Annotated in this window: 17 protein-coding genes; 7 read left to right on the forward strand and 10 right to left on the reverse strand. The window is 71.2% G+C overall.

Annotated elements, in window-relative coordinates; translation table 11 throughout:
- The first annotated feature begins 75 nt into the window (after nucleotides 1-75).
- Complete coding sequence (gene ftsH, locus ACW4TU_RS26005; protein WP_457417188.1) at nucleotides 76-2,112, forward strand: ATP-dependent zinc metalloprotease FtsH; 2,037 nt, start codon at nucleotides 76-78, stop codon at nucleotides 2,110-2,112.
- A 155-nt stretch (nucleotides 2,113-2,267) separates the two neighbouring features.
- A complete protein-coding gene (gene folE / locus ACW4TU_RS26010) occupies nucleotides 2,268-2,873 on the forward strand; it encodes a GTP cyclohydrolase I FolE (protein WP_457417189.1) in 606 nt (201 codons plus the stop codon).
- Between the two features lie 111 nt (nucleotides 2,874-2,984).
- Here folE and ACW4TU_RS26015 read toward each other — a convergent pair whose 3' ends face one another.
- From ACW4TU_RS26015 to ACW4TU_RS26040, 6 genes are all read right to left on the reverse strand, one after another.
- Nucleotides 2,985-3,470, reverse strand: a complete 486-nt coding sequence (locus tag ACW4TU_RS26015) for a DUF3180 domain-containing protein (RefSeq protein ID WP_457417190.1) — start codon at nucleotides 3,468-3,470, stop codon at nucleotides 2,985-2,987.
- A 59-nt stretch (nucleotides 3,471-3,529) separates the two neighbouring features.
- Complete coding sequence (gene folK / locus ACW4TU_RS26020) at nucleotides 3,530-4,141, reverse strand: 2-amino-4-hydroxy-6-hydroxymethyldihydropteridine diphosphokinase (RefSeq protein ID WP_457417191.1); 612 nt, start codon at nucleotides 4,139-4,141, stop codon at nucleotides 3,530-3,532.
- The gene (gene folB, locus ACW4TU_RS26025) at nucleotides 4,138-4,497 is read right to left on the reverse strand and encodes a dihydroneopterin aldolase (protein WP_164321915.1); all 360 of its coding nucleotides are present in this window, start codon (nucleotides 4,495-4,497) and stop codon (nucleotides 4,138-4,140) included. Before folB ends, folK begins: the two co-directional genes overlap by 4 nt.
- Nucleotides 4,498-4,757: 260 nt before the next feature.
- Nucleotides 4,758-5,276 carry a nuclear transport factor 2 family protein gene (locus ACW4TU_RS26030; RefSeq protein ID WP_457417192.1) on the reverse strand — a complete coding sequence of 173 codons (519 nt, stop codon included), beginning with the start codon at nucleotides 5,274-5,276 and terminating at the stop codon, nucleotides 4,758-4,760.
- Nucleotides 5,273-6,169 (reverse strand): dihydropteroate synthase, encoded by an 897-nt coding sequence (gene folP / locus ACW4TU_RS26035; protein WP_457417193.1) that lies wholly within the window; start codon nucleotides 6,167-6,169, stop codon nucleotides 5,273-5,275. The genes ACW4TU_RS26030 and folP overlap by 4 nt, the downstream gene beginning before the upstream one ends.
- 154 nt (nucleotides 6,170-6,323) lie before the next feature.
- Nucleotides 6,324-8,132, reverse strand: a complete 1,809-nt coding sequence (locus ACW4TU_RS26040) for a phosphatidylglycerol lysyltransferase domain-containing protein (protein ID WP_457417194.1) — start codon at nucleotides 8,130-8,132, stop codon at nucleotides 6,324-6,326.
- 224 nt (nucleotides 8,133-8,356) lie between these two features.
- Here ACW4TU_RS26040 and ACW4TU_RS26045 point away from each other — a divergent pair, with 224 nt between their 5' ends.
- Together ACW4TU_RS26045 and ACW4TU_RS26050 are read left to right on the forward strand one after the other, a co-directional pair.
- On the forward strand, nucleotides 8,357-9,478 hold the full coding sequence (locus ACW4TU_RS26045; protein WP_457417195.1) for an alpha/beta hydrolase: 1,122 nt from the start codon (nucleotides 8,357-8,359) through the stop codon (nucleotides 9,476-9,478).
- Nucleotides 9,479-9,578: 100 nt separating this feature from the next.
- Entirely contained in the window at nucleotides 9,579-10,916 is a 1,338-nt protein-coding gene (locus ACW4TU_RS26050; RefSeq protein ID WP_457417196.1) for a hypothetical protein, read from the forward strand.
- Nucleotides 10,917-10,977: 61 nt separating this feature from the next.
- On the opposite strand, the gene ACW4TU_RS26055 is transcribed toward ACW4TU_RS26050, so the two are convergent.
- Together ACW4TU_RS26055 and ACW4TU_RS26060 are read right to left on the reverse strand one after the other, a co-directional pair.
- A complete protein-coding gene (locus tag ACW4TU_RS26055; protein WP_457417197.1) occupies nucleotides 10,978-12,315 on the reverse strand; it encodes a PH domain-containing protein in 1,338 nt (445 codons plus the stop codon).
- The gene (locus ACW4TU_RS26060; RefSeq protein WP_457417198.1) at nucleotides 12,312-12,839 is read right to left on the reverse strand and encodes a PH domain-containing protein; all 528 of its coding nucleotides are present in this window, start codon (nucleotides 12,837-12,839) and stop codon (nucleotides 12,312-12,314) included. The genes ACW4TU_RS26055 and ACW4TU_RS26060 overlap by 4 nt, the downstream gene beginning before the upstream one ends.
- Before the next feature lie 31 nt (nucleotides 12,840-12,870).
- Here ACW4TU_RS26060 and ACW4TU_RS26065 point away from each other — a divergent pair, with 31 nt between their 5' ends.
- Nucleotides 12,871-14,040 carry an NADH-quinone oxidoreductase subunit D gene (locus ACW4TU_RS26065; protein WP_457417199.1) on the forward strand — a complete coding sequence of 390 codons (1,170 nt, stop codon included), beginning with the start codon at nucleotides 12,871-12,873 and terminating at the stop codon, nucleotides 14,038-14,040.
- Nucleotides 14,041-14,077: 37 nt separating this feature from the next.
- On the opposite strand, the gene ACW4TU_RS26070 is transcribed toward ACW4TU_RS26065, so the two are convergent.
- The gene (locus tag ACW4TU_RS26070; RefSeq protein WP_457417200.1) at nucleotides 14,078-15,091 is read right to left on the reverse strand and encodes an SAM-dependent methyltransferase; all 1,014 of its coding nucleotides are present in this window, start codon (nucleotides 15,089-15,091) and stop codon (nucleotides 14,078-14,080) included.
- A 131-nt stretch (nucleotides 15,092-15,222) separates the two neighbouring features.
- Between ACW4TU_RS26070 and ACW4TU_RS26075 the strand changes: the two genes are divergently transcribed.
- Both ACW4TU_RS26075 and ACW4TU_RS26080 read left to right on the forward strand, forming a co-directional pair.
- Complete coding sequence (locus tag ACW4TU_RS26075) at nucleotides 15,223-16,425, forward strand: sensor histidine kinase (protein ID WP_457417201.1); 1,203 nt, start codon at nucleotides 15,223-15,225, stop codon at nucleotides 16,423-16,425.
- Nucleotides 16,426-16,484: 59 nt separating this feature from the next.
- Nucleotides 16,485-17,156, forward strand: coding sequence for a response regulator transcription factor (locus ACW4TU_RS26080; RefSeq protein ID WP_457417202.1), 672 nt, complete (start codon nucleotides 16,485-16,487; stop codon nucleotides 17,154-17,156).
- A gap of 89 nt (nucleotides 17,157-17,245) precedes the next feature.
- On the opposite strand, the gene ACW4TU_RS26085 is transcribed toward ACW4TU_RS26080, so the two are convergent.
- Nucleotides 17,246-18,436: a threonine aldolase family protein gene (locus ACW4TU_RS26085; protein ID WP_457417203.1), complete on the reverse strand. Its 1,191-nt coding sequence runs from the start codon at nucleotides 18,434-18,436 to the stop codon at nucleotides 17,246-17,248.
- Nucleotides 18,437-18,443 lie beyond the last annotated feature (7 nt).

Genomic DNA, 18,443 nt, shown 5'->3' on the forward strand with positions numbered 1-18,443 from the left:
CGAAGAGCAGTCTTTAGAACAGTCTTTGTCAAACTCACTATGGCAGGAGGGACGGGGCGGCACCGCTCCGTATGGATGGACGTGAAGCGATACTTCCGTGGGCCGGTCATGTGGATCGTGCTGGCCGTCCTTGCCGTGGTCGTGTTGATGCAGGTCGTCGGCTCGTCCGGCGGCTACAAGACGGTGGACACAGGCCAGGTCGTCCAGGCGATCAACGACAACAAGGTCGAGCAGGCCAAGATCACCACCGGTGACGAGCAGGTCATCAAGGTCCAGCTCAAGGACGGCCAGAAGGTCGAGGGCAGCTCGAAGATCCAGGCGAGCTACATCGGCGATCAGGGCGTCAACCTGGCGAACACTCTCCAGGACAAATACCAGAACAAGCAGATTCCGGACGGCTACACGGTCGCTCCGACCAAGCAGAACGCTTTCGTCGGCATTCTGCTGTCGCTGCTCCCCTTCGTTCTCATCGTCGTCGTGTTCCTGTTCCTGATGAACCAGATGCAGGGCGGCGGCTCCCGGGTCATGCAGTTCGGGAAGTCCAAGGCCAAGCTCATCACCAAGGACACCCCGAAGACGACGTTCGCCGACGTGGCGGGCGCGGACGAGGCGGTCGAGGAACTCCACGAGATCAAGGAGTTCCTGCAGGAGCCGGCCAAGTTCCAGGCCGTCGGCGCGAAGATCCCCAAGGGTGTGCTCCTCTACGGGCCTCCCGGTACGGGCAAGACGCTGCTCGCACGTGCTGTCGCGGGCGAGGCGGGCGTTCCGTTCTACTCGATCTCGGGTTCCGACTTCGTCGAGATGTTCGTCGGTGTCGGTGCCTCCCGGGTCCGTGACCTCTTCGAGCAGGCCAAGGCGAACGCCCCGGCGATCGTCTTCGTCGACGAGATCGACGCGGTCGGCCGCCATCGCGGCGCCGGCCTCGGCGGCGGTCACGACGAGCGCGAGCAGACGCTCAACCAGCTGCTCGTCGAGATGGACGGCTTCGACGTCAAGGGCGGTGTGATTCTCATCGCCGCCACGAACCGTCCCGACATCCTCGACCCGGCGCTGCTGCGTCCCGGCCGTTTCGACCGCCAGATCGCGGTCGACCGTCCGGACATGCTGGGCCGTCTGGAGATCCTCAAGGTTCACCAGAAGGGCAAGCCGGTCGCTCCGGACGTCGATCTGTCGGCGGTCGCCCGTCGCACGCCGGGCTTCACCGGCGCGGACCTGAGCAACGTCCTCAACGAGGCCGCGCTGCTCACCGCCCGCAGTGACAAGAAGCTGGTCGACAACGCGTCGCTCGACGAGGCCATCGACCGCGTCGTGGCGGGCCCGCAGAAGCGGACCCGGATCATGTCGGAGAAGGAAAAGAAGATCACCGCGTACCACGAGGGCGGCCACGCCCTGGTCGCGGCGGCTTCCCCGAACTCCGACCCGGTCCACAAGATCACGATCTTGTCGCGCGGCCGGGCCCTCGGTTACACGATGGTGCTCCCGGACGAGGACAAGTACTCCACCACCCGCAACGAGATGCTCGACCAGCTCGCCTACATGCTGGGCGGCCGGGCGGCGGAGGAGCTGGTCTTCCACGACCCGACGACGGGCGCTGCGAACGACATCGAGAAGGCCACGGCAACGGCCCGCGCGATGGTCACGCAGTACGGCATGACCGAGCGCCTCGGCGCGATCAAGTTCGGCGGCGACAACACCGAGCCCTTCCTGGGCCGGGAGATGTCGCATCCGCGCGACTACTCGGAAGAGGTCGCCGCGCTCGTCGACGAAGAGGTCAAGAAGCTCATCGAGAACGCGCACAACGAGGCCTGGGAGATCCTGGTCGAGAACCGCGACGTCCTCGACGCCCTGGTGCTCGAACTGCTGGAGAAGGAGACGCTGAGCAAGGAGCAGATCGCCGAGGTCTTCGCTCCCATCATCAAGCGCCCGGCCCGCCCCGCGTGGACCGGCTCCTCCCGCCGTACGCCGTCCACCCGCCCGCCGGTGCTCTCCCCCAAGGAGCTGTCGCTGACGAACGGGACCAACGGCTCGGCGCCGGCGATCACCGCCAAGGCTGGAGCCACCGAGTCCGTCCCCGCGACGGAGTCGGTGCCGGAGGACAGCGCCGAGAGCTGATCCCGGCTCTCCCGCCCCTCCCGGTCAGTGGGCCCGGAATGGATGCCGCGTCCCCCAGGATCTAGCCTGGGGGACGCGGCATTTCGGCATTTCGGTATGTCCGCACGTGCGACGCGTGGTCCACACGCGTGACAGGGACAGGAACGAGGCACCAGATGACCGACCCCGTGACGCTGGACGGCGAGGGCACGATCGGCGACTTCGACGAGAAGCGGGCCGAGAACGCCGTACGCGAACTCCTGATCGCAGTCGGCGAGGACCCGGACCGCGAGGGGTTGAAGGAGACGCCGGGGCGGGTGGCGCGGGCGTACCGGGAGCTCTTCGCGGGGCTCTGGCAGAAGCCCGAGGACGTTCTGACGACGACGTTCGATCTGGGGCACGATGAGATGGTCCTGGTGAAGGACATCGAAATCGTGTCCCTGTGCGAACATCATCTGCTGCCGTTCCACGGCGTGGCGCACGTCGGTTACATCCCGGCCGAGACGGGCAAGATCACGGGCCTCTCGAAGCTGGCGCGCCTCGTCGAGGTGTTCGCCCGTCGCCCCCAGGTGCAGGAACGTCTCACCACGCAGATCGCGGACTCCCTCATGCGCATCCTGGAGGCACGGGGCGCGATCGTCGTCATCGAGGCCGAGCACATGTGCATGTCGGTACGCGGAATTCGAAAGCCCGGTGCCAAGACCACGACGTCGGCGGTGCGCGGGCAGCTTCGGGATGCCACGACCCGGGCTGAGGCGATGAGCCTGATAATGGCTCGCTGAGGTTCCGGGTTCGTCGACGCGTGCCGGGCGGGACCGACGCCTGTAGGGGGCGCGGGGCTGTGACCGGCCCCCGTCGGCCCGCAGCCGACAACCGTGTATCCGGCGGAGCGCTTACGCCGCCGGGGCCGTGCCCGCGTTGTTGTCCTCGTCCTCCGGGAGTTTGCAGACCCGTTCAAGGAAGAAGGCCGCCGCTATGACGGCGATGCCCGCCAGGACCGAGAAGCCGGCGTAGATGGCCTGGTCGCGGCGGGCCGGGATGTCCAGGGACTCCAGGAGGAAGGCGCCCGTGCCGCCGTACATCCCGGCGACCAGGGCGGCGACCAGGGCGCTGGCCTGGCCGAAGACGACGGCGCGGGCGGCCATCAGGGGGTCGACGCCCTTGGCGCCGGGACGCCGGTCGCGCTGGGCCTTGAGACGGGCGCGGAGGGAGAGGGCCGTGGCCAGCAGGACCACGGCGATCAGGGCGAGGACGACGGGGGCGGCCAGCGGGACGCTGGGAAGCGTCCCCACCGTGTTCCACAGCCGGGCTCCCGCCCAGGAGAGCACTCCGGCGACGACGAACACGCCGGCCAGCATCTTGACGCGCAGCTCTCTCACGGTGCCCCTTCAGCTCCCCGGACCGGACCGCCGACCTGCGGTCGTCATGACCTTAACGGCTATTCCGGCAGCTGGAGTTCCAGGTCGGCGCGGGGCGCGACACCTTCCAGGGCGACGGCCTCCAGGAGCGTGGCCACCGGGCCGCGGCCGGGCAGCTGGGCCTGGGGGTCCACGTCGTGCCAGGGGGCGAGGACGAAGGCCCGCTCGTGGGCGCGCGGGTGGGGGAGCGTGAGAGCGGGGTCGTCGGAGACCTCGTCGGCATACGCGACGATGTCGACGTCGATCGTGCGCGCGCCCCAGCGCTCCTCGCGGACGCGGTGGAAGGCGTCCTCGACCGCGTGGGCGCGCTCCAGGAGCGAGGACGGGGGCAGTGTCGTCTTCAGGACGACCACCGCGTTGAAGTACGAGGGCTGGCTGCCCGCCGGGACGCCCCACGGCGCTGTCTCGTAGACGGGGGAGACCGCCTTGACGCGGACGCCCGGGGTGTCCTCCAGGGCGTCGATGGCCCCCTGGAGGGTCTCCAGGCGGTTGCCCAGGTTCGAGCCGAGGGAGATGACGGCGCGTTGCGGGTTGTGCAGCGTGGTGTCGGCGGCGTCCACCTGCCGCACCACGGAGGCGGGCACCGGCTGGACGGTCGGGTCGCTGTGACTCTCGGTGAACGAGGTGGTCATGCTCGGCTCCGGGTGATGGTGATGGTCACGTCGTCGAAGGGGACCGTGATCGGCGCGCCCGGTTTGTGGACGCACACCTCGACCTCCTGGACCCCCTGGTGCTTCAGACAGACCTGCGCGATGCGCTCGGCGAGCGTCTCTATGAGGTCGACGGGCTCGCCCTCGACGACGGCCACGACCTCCTCCGCCACGATGCCGTAGTGCACGGTTTTCGCCAGGTCGTCGTCGGCGGCGGCCGGACGGGTGTCCAGGCCGAGAGAGAGGTCCACGACGAAGGTCTGGCCCTCTTCCCGCTCCTGCGGGAACACACCGTGGTGTCCCCGGGCCCTCAGGCCGCGCAGCGCGACACGATCCACGCGAATCACTCCTGCAATCGTCGTTGGCGGCCGCTTCGGACCGGGTGCGGTCGACCCGGGCAGCCACTTCCGAATCTACCCGTGAGCACTGACAGTGCCCGCCCCGCGAGGGGCCGGTCCAAGGGATGACCAGGAGGGTTCATCGAGTGTTTCCCCGTGGGAACACGGCTGCTCACGGGTTGGTAGCCGCACTTACCCGGTGTTCGTGATTCCAACCACGTTCGGCCGCGTTCAGCCGCGTTCGGCCCAGGAGGGCGCTGTCAGGAGGGTGTGTCGTCGGCCCCCGCGTCGTTCTCGTCGTCCTCGTCGCTCTCGGCGAGGACCGGGGAGGCGTGGTGCGCCCAGAGTTTCCAGCCGGCGGGGGTGCGGCGGAACACGTTGGTGGCGACGACCAGCTGGCCGACCAGCGGCCCCAGCTCGTCGCTGTCCTCGGGGGCCGGGCCGCCGCTGAGGATGTTCTCGGTGCAGCTCACCAGGGCGGTGTCGCCGGTGACGGAGACGTGCACATCGGTCAGGAAGAACTGGATGTACTCGGTGTTCGCCATGATCAGCGCGTACGAGCGGAGCACCTCGCCACGACCGGTCAGCACCGGCCAGCCCGGGTGCACGCAGGAGACCACACCGGTCTCCGCAGGGTCGTGGTACTCCTCGTCCACGCCCAGGTCGGCGGGGGTGAGCCAGAGCGCGGACAACTCGTCGAAGTCGCCCTGTTCCAGCGCCTCGTAGAAGGCGGTGTTGGCGAGTTCGACCTGCTCGACATCGGTGTGGGGCGCGCTCACCGGGCTCCCTCGGTGCTGCGGACCGCTGCCGCGCCGCGGGCTTCCTCGACCGCGCGGGCGACCCGTACGGCGTCGGCGGTGGCGCGGACCTCGTGCACGCGGACCGCCCAGGCGCCCTGCTGGGCGGCGAGCGCGGAGACGGCGGCGGTGGCGGCGTCGCGCTCCCGCGCGGGCGGCGGGGCGCCCTCGGGGCCGGCCAGTACGCGGCCCAGGAACCGCTTCCGGGAGGCGGCGACCAGGAGGGGGTGACCCAGGCCGTGGAGGCGGTCGAGGTGGGCCAGGAGGGCGAGGTCGTGATCGGCCCCCTTGGAGAAGCCGAGACCCGGGTCGACGACGATCCGGTCGGGGGCGACACCGCCTGCCAGTACGGCGTCCACGCGCGCGTGGAGTTCGTCGACGACCTCGGAGACGACGTCCTCGTACACGCCCTTGACGTTGCCGCCCGCCAGGAAGCCGCGCCAGTGCATGACGACGAAGGGGGCGCCCGCGTTCGCGACGACCGGGATCATCGCGGGGTCCGCGAGGCCGCCGCTGACGTCGTTGACGAGTGCGGCGCCCGCCGCGAGCGCCTGTTCGGCGACCGAGGCGCGCATGGTGTCGACGGAGACGGTGACGCCCTCGGCGGCGAGGCCGCGGACCACGGGGACGACGCGCTTGAGTTCCTCGGCCTCGTCGACGCGGGTGGCACCGGGGCGGGTGGACTCGCCGCCGACGTCCACCAGGTCGGCGCCCTCGGTGACCAGGTCGAGGCCGTGCTTGACGGCTTTGGTCGTGTCGAACCAGCGGCCCCCGTCGGAGAAGGAGTCCGGGGTCACGTTCACGACGCCCATGACCGCGCAGCGGTCCCAGGCCGGGAGGCCGCTGACGCGGCCGCGTCCGCTGTGGTTGTTCATGCGTTCAGCGTAGGCCCCCGGCGGTCGGGCGGGTTCTGTGAGTGCGGGTGCGTTGTGACTCGGGCCTTTTGTTTCCCACCCACCCGTCTCGGTCCGTCGATCGGCTCGGTTGAACGACAAAAAAAGACATGTGCGGGCCCTCCACGTCACCGCCTCACACCGCGCGCACTCTTCCTGTGTCCTTCACCGCGTGGGCGCACGGGCGTGGGGTCGAGGTGCGGCGGCGGAGGACGCGGGGGAGGGCCAGGGTGACGAAGCCCTCCGCCTGCATGGCGGCGAGGCCGATGCGGGGGAGGTCGCTGGAGGTGCGGTAGACGACGAAGCGGGGTTCCCAGCGGGGGCGGAACTTGGCGTTGAACTTGTACAGGGATTCGATCTGGAACCAGCGGGAGAGGAAGACGAGCAGGCCGCGCCAGGCACGCAGGACCGGTCCGGCGCCGATCTTCTCGCCGCGGGCGAGCGCGGAGCGGAACATGGCGAAGTTGAGCGAGACGCGCGCGACGCCGAGGCGGGGAGCGGCCTCCAGGGCGGCCACGATGAGCAGTTCGTTCATGCCGGGGTCGGCTGCCCGGTCGCGGCGCATGAGGTCGAGGGAGACGCCGTCGGTGCCCCAGGGCACGAAGTGCAGGATCGCCTTCAGGTCGCCGTAGGGGCCGGGCTGGTCGTCCGCCTTGTGTGCGGTGGCGATCAGGCAGTCGCCGTCGTCCGGGTCGCCGATGCGGCCCAGGGCCATGGAGAAGCCGCGTTCGGTGTCGGTGCCCCGCCAGGCCTCGGCGGCGAGCCGGATGCGCTCCAGCTCGTTCTCGCCGAGGTCACGGATGCGCCGTACCCGGGTTTCGTAGCCCGCGCGTTCGATGCGCTTGACCATCTGGCGCACGTTGCGCATCGCGCGCCCGGAGAGGGAGAAATCCGCGACGTCCACCACCGCCTCGTCGCCCAGCTCGAGGGCGTCGAGGCCGGTCTCGCGGGTCCAGACCTCGCCGCCGGTCTCGGAGCAGCCCATGACGGCGGGGGTCCAGGAGTGGGCCTTGGCCTCGTCCATGAAGCGTTCGATGGCGCCGGGCCAGGCCTCGACGTCGCCGATCGGGTCGCCGCTGGCGAGCATCACGCCGGACACCACCCGGTAGGTGACGGCGGCCTTGCCGCTGGGGGAGAAGACGACCGCCTTGTCGCGGCGCAGGGCGAAGTGGCCGAGGGAGTCGCGGCGGCCGTGCTTGTCGAGCAGGACGCGCAGCCGGTTCTCGTCCTCCTCGGTCAGGTGTGCGGCCGGGTGTTCGGGACGCAAGGCGAGGTAGATCGTGGTGATGGCGGTGAGCAGGCCCAGGGCGCCGAGCGAGTAGCCGACGGTCCAGGAGGTGGGCCCGTCGTAGTCGACGGGGCCCTCGAAGCCGAACAGGCCGTACAACACGTGGGTGATGCGGTCGGCGAGGCTCGGGTCGCCGTACATGCGGTCGCCGTGCGCGCTGACTATGACCAGCCCGAGCGCGAGTGAACCGGCGCTCATCAGCACGAAGTTGGTGAGCGCGCGCCAGCGGCTGCGCGGGTCGGGCAGCGCCTCGAACTCGGTGCGGTGGCGCAGGAGCACCACCAGCAGGAGTACGGAGATGACGAGCCCGACGAGCGAGTGCCGGTAGGTGAACTGGGCCACCGCGCCGGCCGGCAGCAGGGCCACGGCGGCTCGCCAGGCGCGGCGCTTGCGGCGCCGGAGGCCGTGCGCGAGGAGCAGCAGCAGGACGCCGGTGCTCAGCGAGAGCGCGGCGGCGAACGGGCCGAGCGCGCCGGGCAGCACCTCCGCGATCGTGTGCATCCGGCTGTGCCTGAAGCGCGGGAAGACTCCCGCGGCGATGTCGACCAGACCCACGAGCGCACAGGCCCGGGCGACGACGGCGGGGACGGCCTCGGGACGCGGGCCGCGCAGTATGCGCCGTACTCGGCTTGATCGTCCCGGAACCTCGCCCGACATTTCCCCATCTATCCTGACAGACATCGCATCCCGTAGTTCTGCGAGAGACCTGGAATCCGGAGCCAATCCGGCATCCGGCGACATTGCGCCCTCTAGGACGGTGTCTCAGGGGAACAGGTTCACTCCCCCGTGGAAAGCCGTATCAAAGGACATCCAAAGCCCGGGGCAAGCCGCAGTGAAGGAAGCGCGCGCGTCGCCGGCGAAGAGAGTGGGCGACTGCAGTCATGGGTCTCACGAGCAAGACAGTGCTGGCGCTGGCGATCCTGGCCGCCGCACTGCTGTTCATCGGCACGATCGTGTTCTGGCCCCGGCTGGCGCGCCGCAACTGGCGGGCCGTCGGCGGCCGTACGGTGCTGCTGCTGGCCACCCAGGTCGCGGTGTTCGCGTCGGTCGGTCTCGGCGTCAACCAGAGTTTCGGTTTTTACGCCTCCTGGGACGACCTCCTGGGCAAGGAGACCGACCAGGGAGTGGTCGTCGAGCAGAGCACCGGGGCACACGGCGGCTTCCAGGTGCTGTCCACCCAGTCGGTGAGCGTGCCGGGCGGTCATCTGCCCAGGGTCGGTGGCCAGATCCAGAAGATAGGCATCGTCGGCAAGAAGACGGGGATCACCTCTCCGGCGTACGTCTATCTGCCACCGGAGTACTTCCAGCCGCAGTACGCGAAGCGCACCTTCCCGGTGGTCGTCGTACTGACCGGCTATCCGGGGACCGCCAAGGCTCTCGTCACCAAGCTCGAATTCCCGCACACCGCGCACGAGTTGGCGGCGGAGGGCAGGGCGCAGCCGATGATCCTGGTGATGCTGCGGCCGACCGTGGCGCCGCCCCGGGACACCGAGTGCGTGGACGTGCCGGGCGGGCCGCAGACGGAGACGTTCTTCGCCCGGGACCTGCCGACGGCCGTCGCCGGCCACTACCGGGTGGGGCCGAGGCCCGGCGGCTGGGGCATCATCGGCGACTCGACGGGCGGCTACTGCGCGCTGAAGCTCGCGATGCACCACCCGGGCGTGTACACGGCGGCGGTGGGCCTGTCGCCGTCCTACAAGGCGCCGATCGACGGCACCACGGGAGACCTCTTCCAGGGTGACAGGAAGCTGAGGCGTCACGCGGACCTGGAGTGGTACATCAAGCACACGCCGCCGCCGGACGTCTCCCTGCTGGTCACCACCAGCAAGCACGGAGAGGCCAACTACGGCCCGACGATGCGGTTCGTGGACCTGGTCAGGACGAAGGCCCCGACCAGGATCTCGACGATCGTCCTGGAGAGCGGCGGCCACAACTTCAACACCTGGCGGCGGGAGATCCCCGGCTCGCTGGAGTGGCTGAGCGGGCGGCTGACGGAGCGCTGACACCCCAAGGCCTGGGACAAGGCCTGTTAAGGGTCCGGCGGTGCTGTGTTTTTACCGGGCGGGGCACCAAGATTCGCCTACGCGCGGTAAGTTTCTGGCCATGCCACGTGGACGTCACCGCCATTCACCACCTCTGCACCGGCTGCTGCCTCCTGCGGCGATCGCGGGCGTCTCGCTCGTCTGCGCCCTGGGACCATGGGTGTTCACGGATACGGGCGTCCTTCGGGTGGTTGCCGCGTTCGCCGCGGCGATCACGGTCGTGGGCGCGGCCGTCATGCGCCGCTGGGACGGCGAGGCGGGCAAGCAGGTCGCCGACCTCACACGCGCGCGTGCCGGTGACGACTGGCGCCACGAGGAGCGTGCCGCCGAGCTGGAGACCGACCTGGAGGAGTCCCGCGAGCTGCGGGTCAAACTGGAGCAGAAGCTGCGCGCGAAGCGGGCCGAGCTCCAGGGGCTGCGCAACGAGCACGCGGCGCTGCTGCGGCGGTACGCCACGGCGGAGACCGAGCGGGCCAGCGCGCTGGAGGGCAGGCGACTGCTGGAGCTGGAGACCTCGGCTCAGGACGCGGACGTGGACGCGGATGTGGACGTTGACGTGGACGCGGCTACGGATACGGACGTCGACGTGAAGTCGGCTGCGGCCACGGATTCGGCGGACAAGACGAACAAGGCGGGCGAGGCGGACGAGGTCGACTCCGACGCGGCGGCGCTGGACGCGGCGGCGGCCGGGGTGTCGGCGGCGCTCGGCGCGGTCGGTGCGCAGACCCCGGACGCCGCCGACGACGCCGCCGACGTGGACGGCGCGGAGCCGGAGGAGAGCCCGGCGGCATCGGCGATCTTCTCCCCGGAGGGTTCCTCGCTGTTCCTGCGGGCGCGGGCGGCACTGGCCAGGTTCGACGACGAGGTTCCGGCGAAGGCCGAACCGGCCCCGGGCATCGCGGAGATGACCGCCGAGGCCCCGGAGATCCCCGAGGTCACCGACGGCCCCGCCGCCGACAAGGCGGAGGCCGTGCTGGAGGACGAGGCCATGGGGAAGCCCGAGGCGGCCCGCGGGCATACGCGCGCCGCCTCCTCCACCCCCGCCGAGGCGAAGCCCGCCAAGCCCGTGCGCGGTTTCGGGCACTACACCGTGCCGACCGCGGTGGCCGTCGTACCGGCGACCGCGCCCGTGCGCAGGCCGGCTGTCCCCGGCGGGTTCGACTTCTTCGGCACCCAGAAGGAGACGGCTTCGGCCGCGCTGGACGCCGTGCAGAACGAGGACCTCGCCGACGTCGTCGGGCAGGAGGCGCTCGCGCTGCACAAGGCGGAGGCCGAGGCGCAGTTCAAGCCCGCGGACGAGGAGTCGCGCGGCGTCGGCATCGGTCAGGTGATCGACCTGACGGCGCACGACGAGACCGAGCAGATCGACCTGCAGGGGCTGCGGAGCGCGGTTTCCTGACGTTCGGGCACCTCTCTGGCGCCCCCTGCCGTGCCTGTTGCGCCATCGACTACGACATCGCCTACGCCATCCACCGGTCCGGTCGCGCGTCCCGACGACCCGTCCGGGAGCGCTCCGCCTGCCCCCGCAGCAGCTCCGCGGCCTCCTGGGCGTCCCGTAGACCGGCTGTGACCGTCTTGTTGGCCCCCGTGTCCACATGGACGTCCGCGAGGCCCTTGAAGCGCGCCCAGGGCCCCTGCTCCAGCCGTACGCTCTGGACCTTGGCGTGCGGGACCAGGGCCAGGCTGCGGCGCAGCAGTCCGTGCCGGGAGACGAAGACGCTGTCGGTGACGGCGATGCCGTAGCCCCGCCACCAGAACGGCAGGCACCAGCCCGCCCGGCGCGGCGGACGCGACAGCGACGCGGGCACCGTCACCCCGGGCAGCACCTGCCCTATCACCGCCTCCGCGATCTCACGCGGAGCCACCGGCACCAGCACCGAGTTCGACGAGCCCGCCACGTCCAGCTCCACCCGGACCCACCCGCGCCGCCGCCACAGCAGCGGCTCCACGATCCGGACGGTCTGCACGCGCCCCGGCGGCACCGTCTCGTGGGTGCGGTCCAGGAGGCCGTGGTCGATGCGCAGCCCGTCCGGGGACTCGCCGACCGTCCAGTCGTACTCGGCGACGAACCGGCCCACGCTGCTCGCGCCCGCCGCGCCGAGCAGCGGGACGCCCGTCGCGAGCACTGTCCACAGGCTGTGGGTGGCGAACCAGAGGATCGGCGGTACGACCAGTGCGGCGGCCAGCGCTCCCCAGGTCGCCCCGGTCAGCACCAGGGAGACGGCGAGCACGCGCGCGGGGATGTGCAACAGCTGCCGGGCCGGCGCCTCGCCCACCTCGTGCGCGGTCTCGGGCGCGAACCCGGCTGCGCGGGCGAGGAGTTCGGCCCGCAGGGCACGCGCGTGCCCCTCGCCCAGGTAGGCCAGCTCGTCCTTCTTGTCCGTCCCCACGACGTCGAGCTTGAGCTTGGCGACGCCCGCGACCCGGGCCAGCAGCGGCTGGGTGATGTCGACGGCCTGGATGCGTTCGAGCCGGATGTGCGCGGTGCGCCGGAACAACAGGCCGGTACGGATGCGCAGTTCGTTGTCGGTCACCGCGAAGTGGGTGAACCACCAGGTCAGAAAGCCGTACAGGGCGCCTCCGACGAGGCACACGGCCAGGCCGAGCAGCAGGGTCGTGGTCGTCAGCCGGGTCAGTTGCCGCTGCGCCTGGTTGGGGTCGTGCACGGCCCACCCGATGAGTACGGCGACCGGTGCCCACGCGCGCCTGAGCGGTGTGACGGGATGCAGCCGCTGCTCGACGACCGGCTGTCTGCCGTCCTGGGCGGGTATGTCCGTCTCGGTGCCGGGGGTCGTCACAGCCCCGCCGATCGGGCCTGGCCGAGCTCGGTGAGCCGGTCCCGCAGCCGTTCCGCCTCCGCCGGTTCGAGGCCCGGGATGAGCGCGTCGGTCGCGGCGGCGGCCGTGTGCAACTGCACGCTCGCCAGCCCGAAGTGCCGTGCCACAGGCCCCGATGTCACCTCGACCAGCTGCATCCGCCCGTACGGCACGATCGTCTCCTCGCGCCACAGCACACCCCTGCTGATCAGCAGGTCGTCGGCGCGCTCGGCGTACCGCCAGGAGGCCCAGTTGCGGCCCAGCATCCGCCAGCCCCACGGCAGCAGGACCAGCGGCAGCAGTGCGAGGGCCGCCCAGGCGGGCCCGGCGAGCAGGCCGGGCAGCAGCCCCGCACCGAGGGTCAGCGGCACCAGCCAGACCACCAGCAGCAGCCGGCGCATCCGCAGCAGGTCCCGCGGCAGCCCGGTCCACACCGGTTCGCCGTGTCCCTCGTCGTGCCCTTCGCCTCGCGTTTCGCCCGCGGTTTCCGGGCTCCCCGTCTCCATACCGCAAGCGTACGTACGACAGACTGTGTCCATGAGCCCCGCGACGCATCGAACCGAGCCCACGGAGACCGTCGTCGGTATCGGCGGCGCCGCGGAGAGCACCGACATGGTGCTCAACATCGGGCCCCAGCACCCGTCCACGCACGGCGTGCTGCGGCTGCGGCTGGTGCTCGACGGTGAGCGGATCCAGCACGCGGAGCCGGTGATCGGCTATATGCACCGTGGTGCGGAGAAGCTCTTCGAGGCGCGTGACTACCGTCAGATCATCATGCTGGCCAACCGTCACGACTGGCTATCGGCGTTCTCCAACGAGCTGGGCGTGGTCCTCGCCGTGGAGCGGATGCTCGGTATGGAGGTCCCCACGCGCGCGGTGTGGACGCGCACGCTGCTCGCGGAGCTGAACCGGGTACTGAACCACCTGATGTTCCTGGGCTCGTATCCGCTGGAGCTGGGCGGGATCACACCGATCTTCTACGCCTTCACCGAGCGCGAGGAACTCCAGCACGTCATGGAGGAGCTCTCCGGCGGGCGCATGCACTACATGTTCAACCGCGTGGGGGGCCTCAAGGAGGACCTCCCGGCGGGGTGGACCACACGCGCGCGTGCCGTCGTCTCGTCACTGCGCTCCCGTATGGACCGGTTCGACGACCTGGTGCTCGGCAACGACATCTTCCGGGGGCGCACGCGCGGCGTGGGCGTCCTGCCGCCGGAGGCCGTGCACGCGTACGGAGTGAGCGGGCCGATCGCGCGCGCCTCGGGCGTCGACTTCGACCTGCGCCGGGACGAGCCGTATCTGGCGTACGGCGAGCTCCAGGACACCCTGAAGGTGGTCACCCGGCAGGAGGGTGACTGTCTCGCCCGCTTCGAGTGCCTCCTGGAGCAGACCCACAACGCGCTCGACCTGGCCGACGCCTGTCTCGACCGCCTCGTGGAACTGCCGCCCGGCCCGATCAACCAGCGCCTGCCGAAGGTCCTCAAGGCGCCCGAGGGGCACACGTACGCGTGGACCGAGAACCCCCTCGGCATCAACGGCTACTACCTCGTCAGCAAGGGCGAGAAGACCCCGTACCGGCTGAAGCTGCGCTCGGCCTCCTACAACAACATCCAGGCGCTGGCGGTGCTGCTGCCCGGGACACTGGTCGCGGACATGGTGGCGATCCTGGGGTCGCTGTTCTTCGTGGTCGGAGACATCGACAAGTAGAACAAGTAGAACAAGTAGAACAAGTAGAACAAGCAGGTCACAGGAGCGGGCCGGGAATTCCCGTCGGCTCCACCAGCCACCCGAAGTCCCCGAGGCCGCCCGTCGCCGTCAGCTCGGCGGCCTCTCCGGCGCCCGCCAGGGCCCGTACGTACGCGGCGGGGTCCGTGGACGCCAGGGACAGCGCAGGGCGCCCGCCGGCCACCCCGAGGGCGTGCAGGGCCTCCCGCTGGGTCAGCAGGCGTGCTCCCGGCCCCGCGCAGGCGTCCAGTGCCACGTGGGCGGTGAGGTCGCACGAGCCGTCCGGCACGGGCGCTGCCTCGCGGCCGGCCCGGAAACCGGTGAGCGTCCCGAAGGGCGGCCGGGCGCCGGCCGGGTGCGCGTAGTCGACGGCGACGGCCAGCCCCCGGTCGACAGTGGCTCTGGCGGCGGCCCAGGCGGTGTCCCTGGGGAGCCCGATCTCGGCCCGCAGCCCCGGCTCCGGCGGCAGTGGCCACCACCGCGCCAGCCACTGCGCGTCCGCGCCGGTGACCGGCTCCCCGAGCCGCTCGGTCCCGTCCGGCCGTACGAGAACCAGGCGCGGCACGCCCGCCGGGTCGACCTCCGCCACCTCCACGGGGACGTTGTCCAGCCACTCGTTGGCGAACAGCAGGCCGGTGAGGCCGCCGGGGGGCTCGGTCAGCCACTCGACGCGGTGATCGAGGTCCGCGGGGCGGTCGGCCAGCTCGACGGCGTACCCACGCGCGCGTGCGGCCACCTCCGGGGGCAGGGCCGCGAGGACACCGGTGACGAGTTCGCCCCGGCCGGCGCCCATGTCGACGAAGCCGAGCGACGCGGGGCGGCCCAGCGCCTCGTCGACCCGGCACAGCAGCCGCGCCACAGCACCGGCGAAGAGCGGCGAAGCGTGGACGGACGTACGGAAGTGCCCGGCGGGTCCCTCGGGGCGGCGGTAGAACCCCTGTTCGCCGTACAGCGCCTCCTGGGTCGCCGCACGCCAGCCACGCCACTCGCCCGCTGTCCGGCCCGCCGGCGTGCCCGCTGTCTCTCCTGCCACGGGGTCAGGCTAGGGCCTGGACCCCCGCCGCCCAGGGGAGCGGGTCTCCACCTTGCGGAGTACGCCGGGCCGTTGCGGATCGACCCTCCGGTTGACCCCGGCACGCACAACGCATCCCTACGCTGGGTTACGTGCAACGCGTCTATGACTTCCTCCGCAGACACCCGGCATGGGTGGACGGCTTCTGGGCCGTCTTCCTGTTCGGGATCTCCATGCTGAGTGGAGCCGTCCAGAACGAGAATCCGGGTGCCAGGCCGCCGGCGGTGGTCGCCGTCCTGACGCTTCTGCTGTGTCTGGTGATCGCGCTGCGCCGGCGCATGCCCGAGCGGATGCTCGTGCTGGCCGCCGCGGTCGGGCTGGCGCAGCTGGCTCTGGACGTCGAGCCGATGCCGGCGAACTTCGCCATGCTGGTGATCGTCTACACGGTGGCGGTGAGCGGGCCCCCCTGGGCCTCGCGCTTCGCGCTGATCGGCGGTCTGTGCGCGTCCCCGCTCGCGCAGCTGCGCTGGCCGGAGAAGGAGTCGAGCACCGCGGGCAATCTCGCCCTGATGGTCTTCCTGGCGGTGCCGTTCGCCCTCGCCTGGGTGCTCGGTGACTCGTTGCGCACCCGCCGCGCCTACTTCGCCCAGCTGGAGGAGCGCGCCGCCCGCCTGGAGCGGGAGCGCGAGGCACAGGCCAAGGTCGCGGTCGCCGCCGAGCGCGCCAGGATCGCCCGCGAGCTGCACGACGTCGTCGCGCACAACGTCTCCGTGATGGTGGTCCAGGCCGACGGCGCCGCCTACGTCCTCGACACCGCCCCCGAACAGGCGAAGAAGGCCCTGGAGACCATCTCCGGCACCGGCCGCCAGGCCCTCGCCGAGATGCGCCGCCTGCTCGGCGTCCTGCGCACCGGCGAGCACCAGGAGGGCTGCGAGTACGTTCCGCAGCCCGACGTCGAGCAGCTCGACGAGCTGATCGAGCAGTGCCGTACCTCGGGCCTGCCCGTCGACTACAAGATCGAGGGCACCCCGCGCCCGCTGCCCAGCGGCGTGGAGCTGACGGCGTACCGCATCGTGCAGGAGGCGCTCACCAACACCCGCAAGCACGGCGGCCCGAACACCGGAGCGAGCGTGCGTCTGGTCTACTTCGACGACGGTCTCGGCCTGCTCGTCGAGGACGACGGCAAGGGCGCCCCGCACGAGCACTACGAGGACGGCGGCGCCGACGGACAGGGCCACGGCCTGATCGGCATGCGCGAGCGTGTCGGCATGGTGGGCGGCACCCTGGACGCGGGCCCACGCCCGGGCGGCGGCTTCCGCATCAGCGCCCTGCTGCCGCTCAAACCCGCCCACTGACACGTGCACGTTCGATCAACGCATTGATGTTCGACACGTACCGACCGGAGGACCCCGCCATGCACATCCGTGTGATGCTCGTCGACGACCAGGTGCTGCTGCGCACCGGGTTCCGGATGGTGCTCGACGCCCAGCCGGACATGGACGTCGTGGCGGAGGCGGGCGACGGCGTCGAGGCTCTCCAGGTGCTCCGGGAGACCGAGGTCGACGTGGTGCTGATGGACGTACGCATGCCGAAGCTCGACGGGGTCGAGACCACCCGGCGCATCTGCCAGGGCGAGGACCCGCCCAAGGTGCTGATCCTGACCACCTTCGACCTCGACGAGTACGCCTTCTCCGGGCTGAAGGCGGGCGCCTCCGGCTTCATGCTGAAGGACGTGCCGCCCGGCGAACTCCTCACCGCGATCCGCTCCGTGCACAGCGGCGACGCGGTCGTGGCACCCTCGACGACCCGGCGGCTCCTCGACCGCTTCGCGCCCATGCTGCCGTCCACCGGCAATCAGCCCCAGCACAAGGAACTGGAGCGGCTCACCGGCCGTGAGCGCGAGGTCATGATCCTCGTCGCCCAGGGACTGTCGAACGGCGAGATCGCGGCCCGGCTGGTGCTGTCGGAGGCGACCGTGAAGACCCACGTGGGCCGCATCCTGACCAAGCTGGGGCTGCGGGACCGGGTGCAGGTGGTCGTCCTCGCGTACGAGACGGGGCTCGTGCGGGCCGGCGGGGCCGGCTGACCGCCTGTTCGGCGTCGGGCGACCGTTCGTCACCGGCCGGTCCGCCGGTCACCTGAGGACGCCCTCCGGGAAGTCGCTGCCCGGCCGGGCTACAGCCGCCCCACGAACTCCGTCACCGCCGCCTTCACGTCCTCCGCCGTCCACTCCAGGCCGGCCGCACGGACGGACACCTCGGTGAACGCGAGGCCCGGGCCGCCGCGTTCCCACGCGTCGGCGAACAGGAGGGCCTTCGTCTCCTCGCCCTGCCGGACCGCGGCCTCCGCGGCGGCCTCGTGGTCGTACGGCAGCCAGACCTGGAACTCGTTGGTGTGCGGCACCTCCGGGTGGACGCGCATCCACGGCACCCCGGCCGCCGCGAAGCCCTCGCGCAGCGCGGCGGCGACCACGCGCGCGTGGGCCACGTACTCCGCGAGGCGGGGCAGCTCGCGGTCCAGGCCGACGAGGGCCGACAGAACGGTCGGGAACTGCTGGAAGACCGCGCCGCCGTAGCGGTGCCGCCAGGCCTTCGACTCCTCGACGAGGGTCCGCGGGCCGGCCAGGACGGCACCGCCGTAACCGTCGAGGGATTTGTAGAGCGACACGTAGACGCTGTCCGCGAGGCCCGCGATCTCGTCCAGGGAGCGGCCGAAATGGGTGGTGGACTCCCACAGGCGGGCCCCGTCGAAGTGCACCACCGCGTCGCGTTCCCGCGCCGCCGCCACCACCTCGGACAGTTCCTCCCAGGTGGGCAGCACGAAACCGGCGTCCCTGAGGGGCAGTTCCAGCATCAGCGTCCCGAAGGGCTCGTCGAAGTCGCGCACCTCGTCGGCCGTCGGCAGCCGGGGCTCGCCCGTCACCCGCAGCGGGCGCAGTCCGCCGAGCGTGCTGAACGCGTTCCGTTCGTGCACCTCGGGGTGGGCGAGCGCGTGCAGGGCGACGGCCGGGTTGCCGGTGCGGCCCGCCCAGCAGCGCAGGGCCACCTGCTGGGCCATCGTGCCGGTCGGGAAGAAGGCGGCGGCCTCCTTGCCGAGCAGTCCGGCGACCCGCTCCTCCAGGGTCTCGACGATCCCGCCGCCGTAGATGTCGGACGGTTCGTCCAGGTCGTACGACTCCCGCGCCTCGTCGAGCAGCGCCAGCCGCTCTCCGATCGTCCCCAGGAACCCCGGGCGCGCCAGCACCCGTTCGGCGCCCCGGAGCGCGGCCCGGCGCCGCAGCCGCCGTTCCTTCCCGCCCTGCTCCGCGCCCTGTTCCGGGCCGGGTTCCGCGCCCGGTCGCCCGTCGTCATTCGCCGTATCGCTCATGCCCGGG

This window comes from Streptomyces kryoterrae (assembly GCF_054072135.1).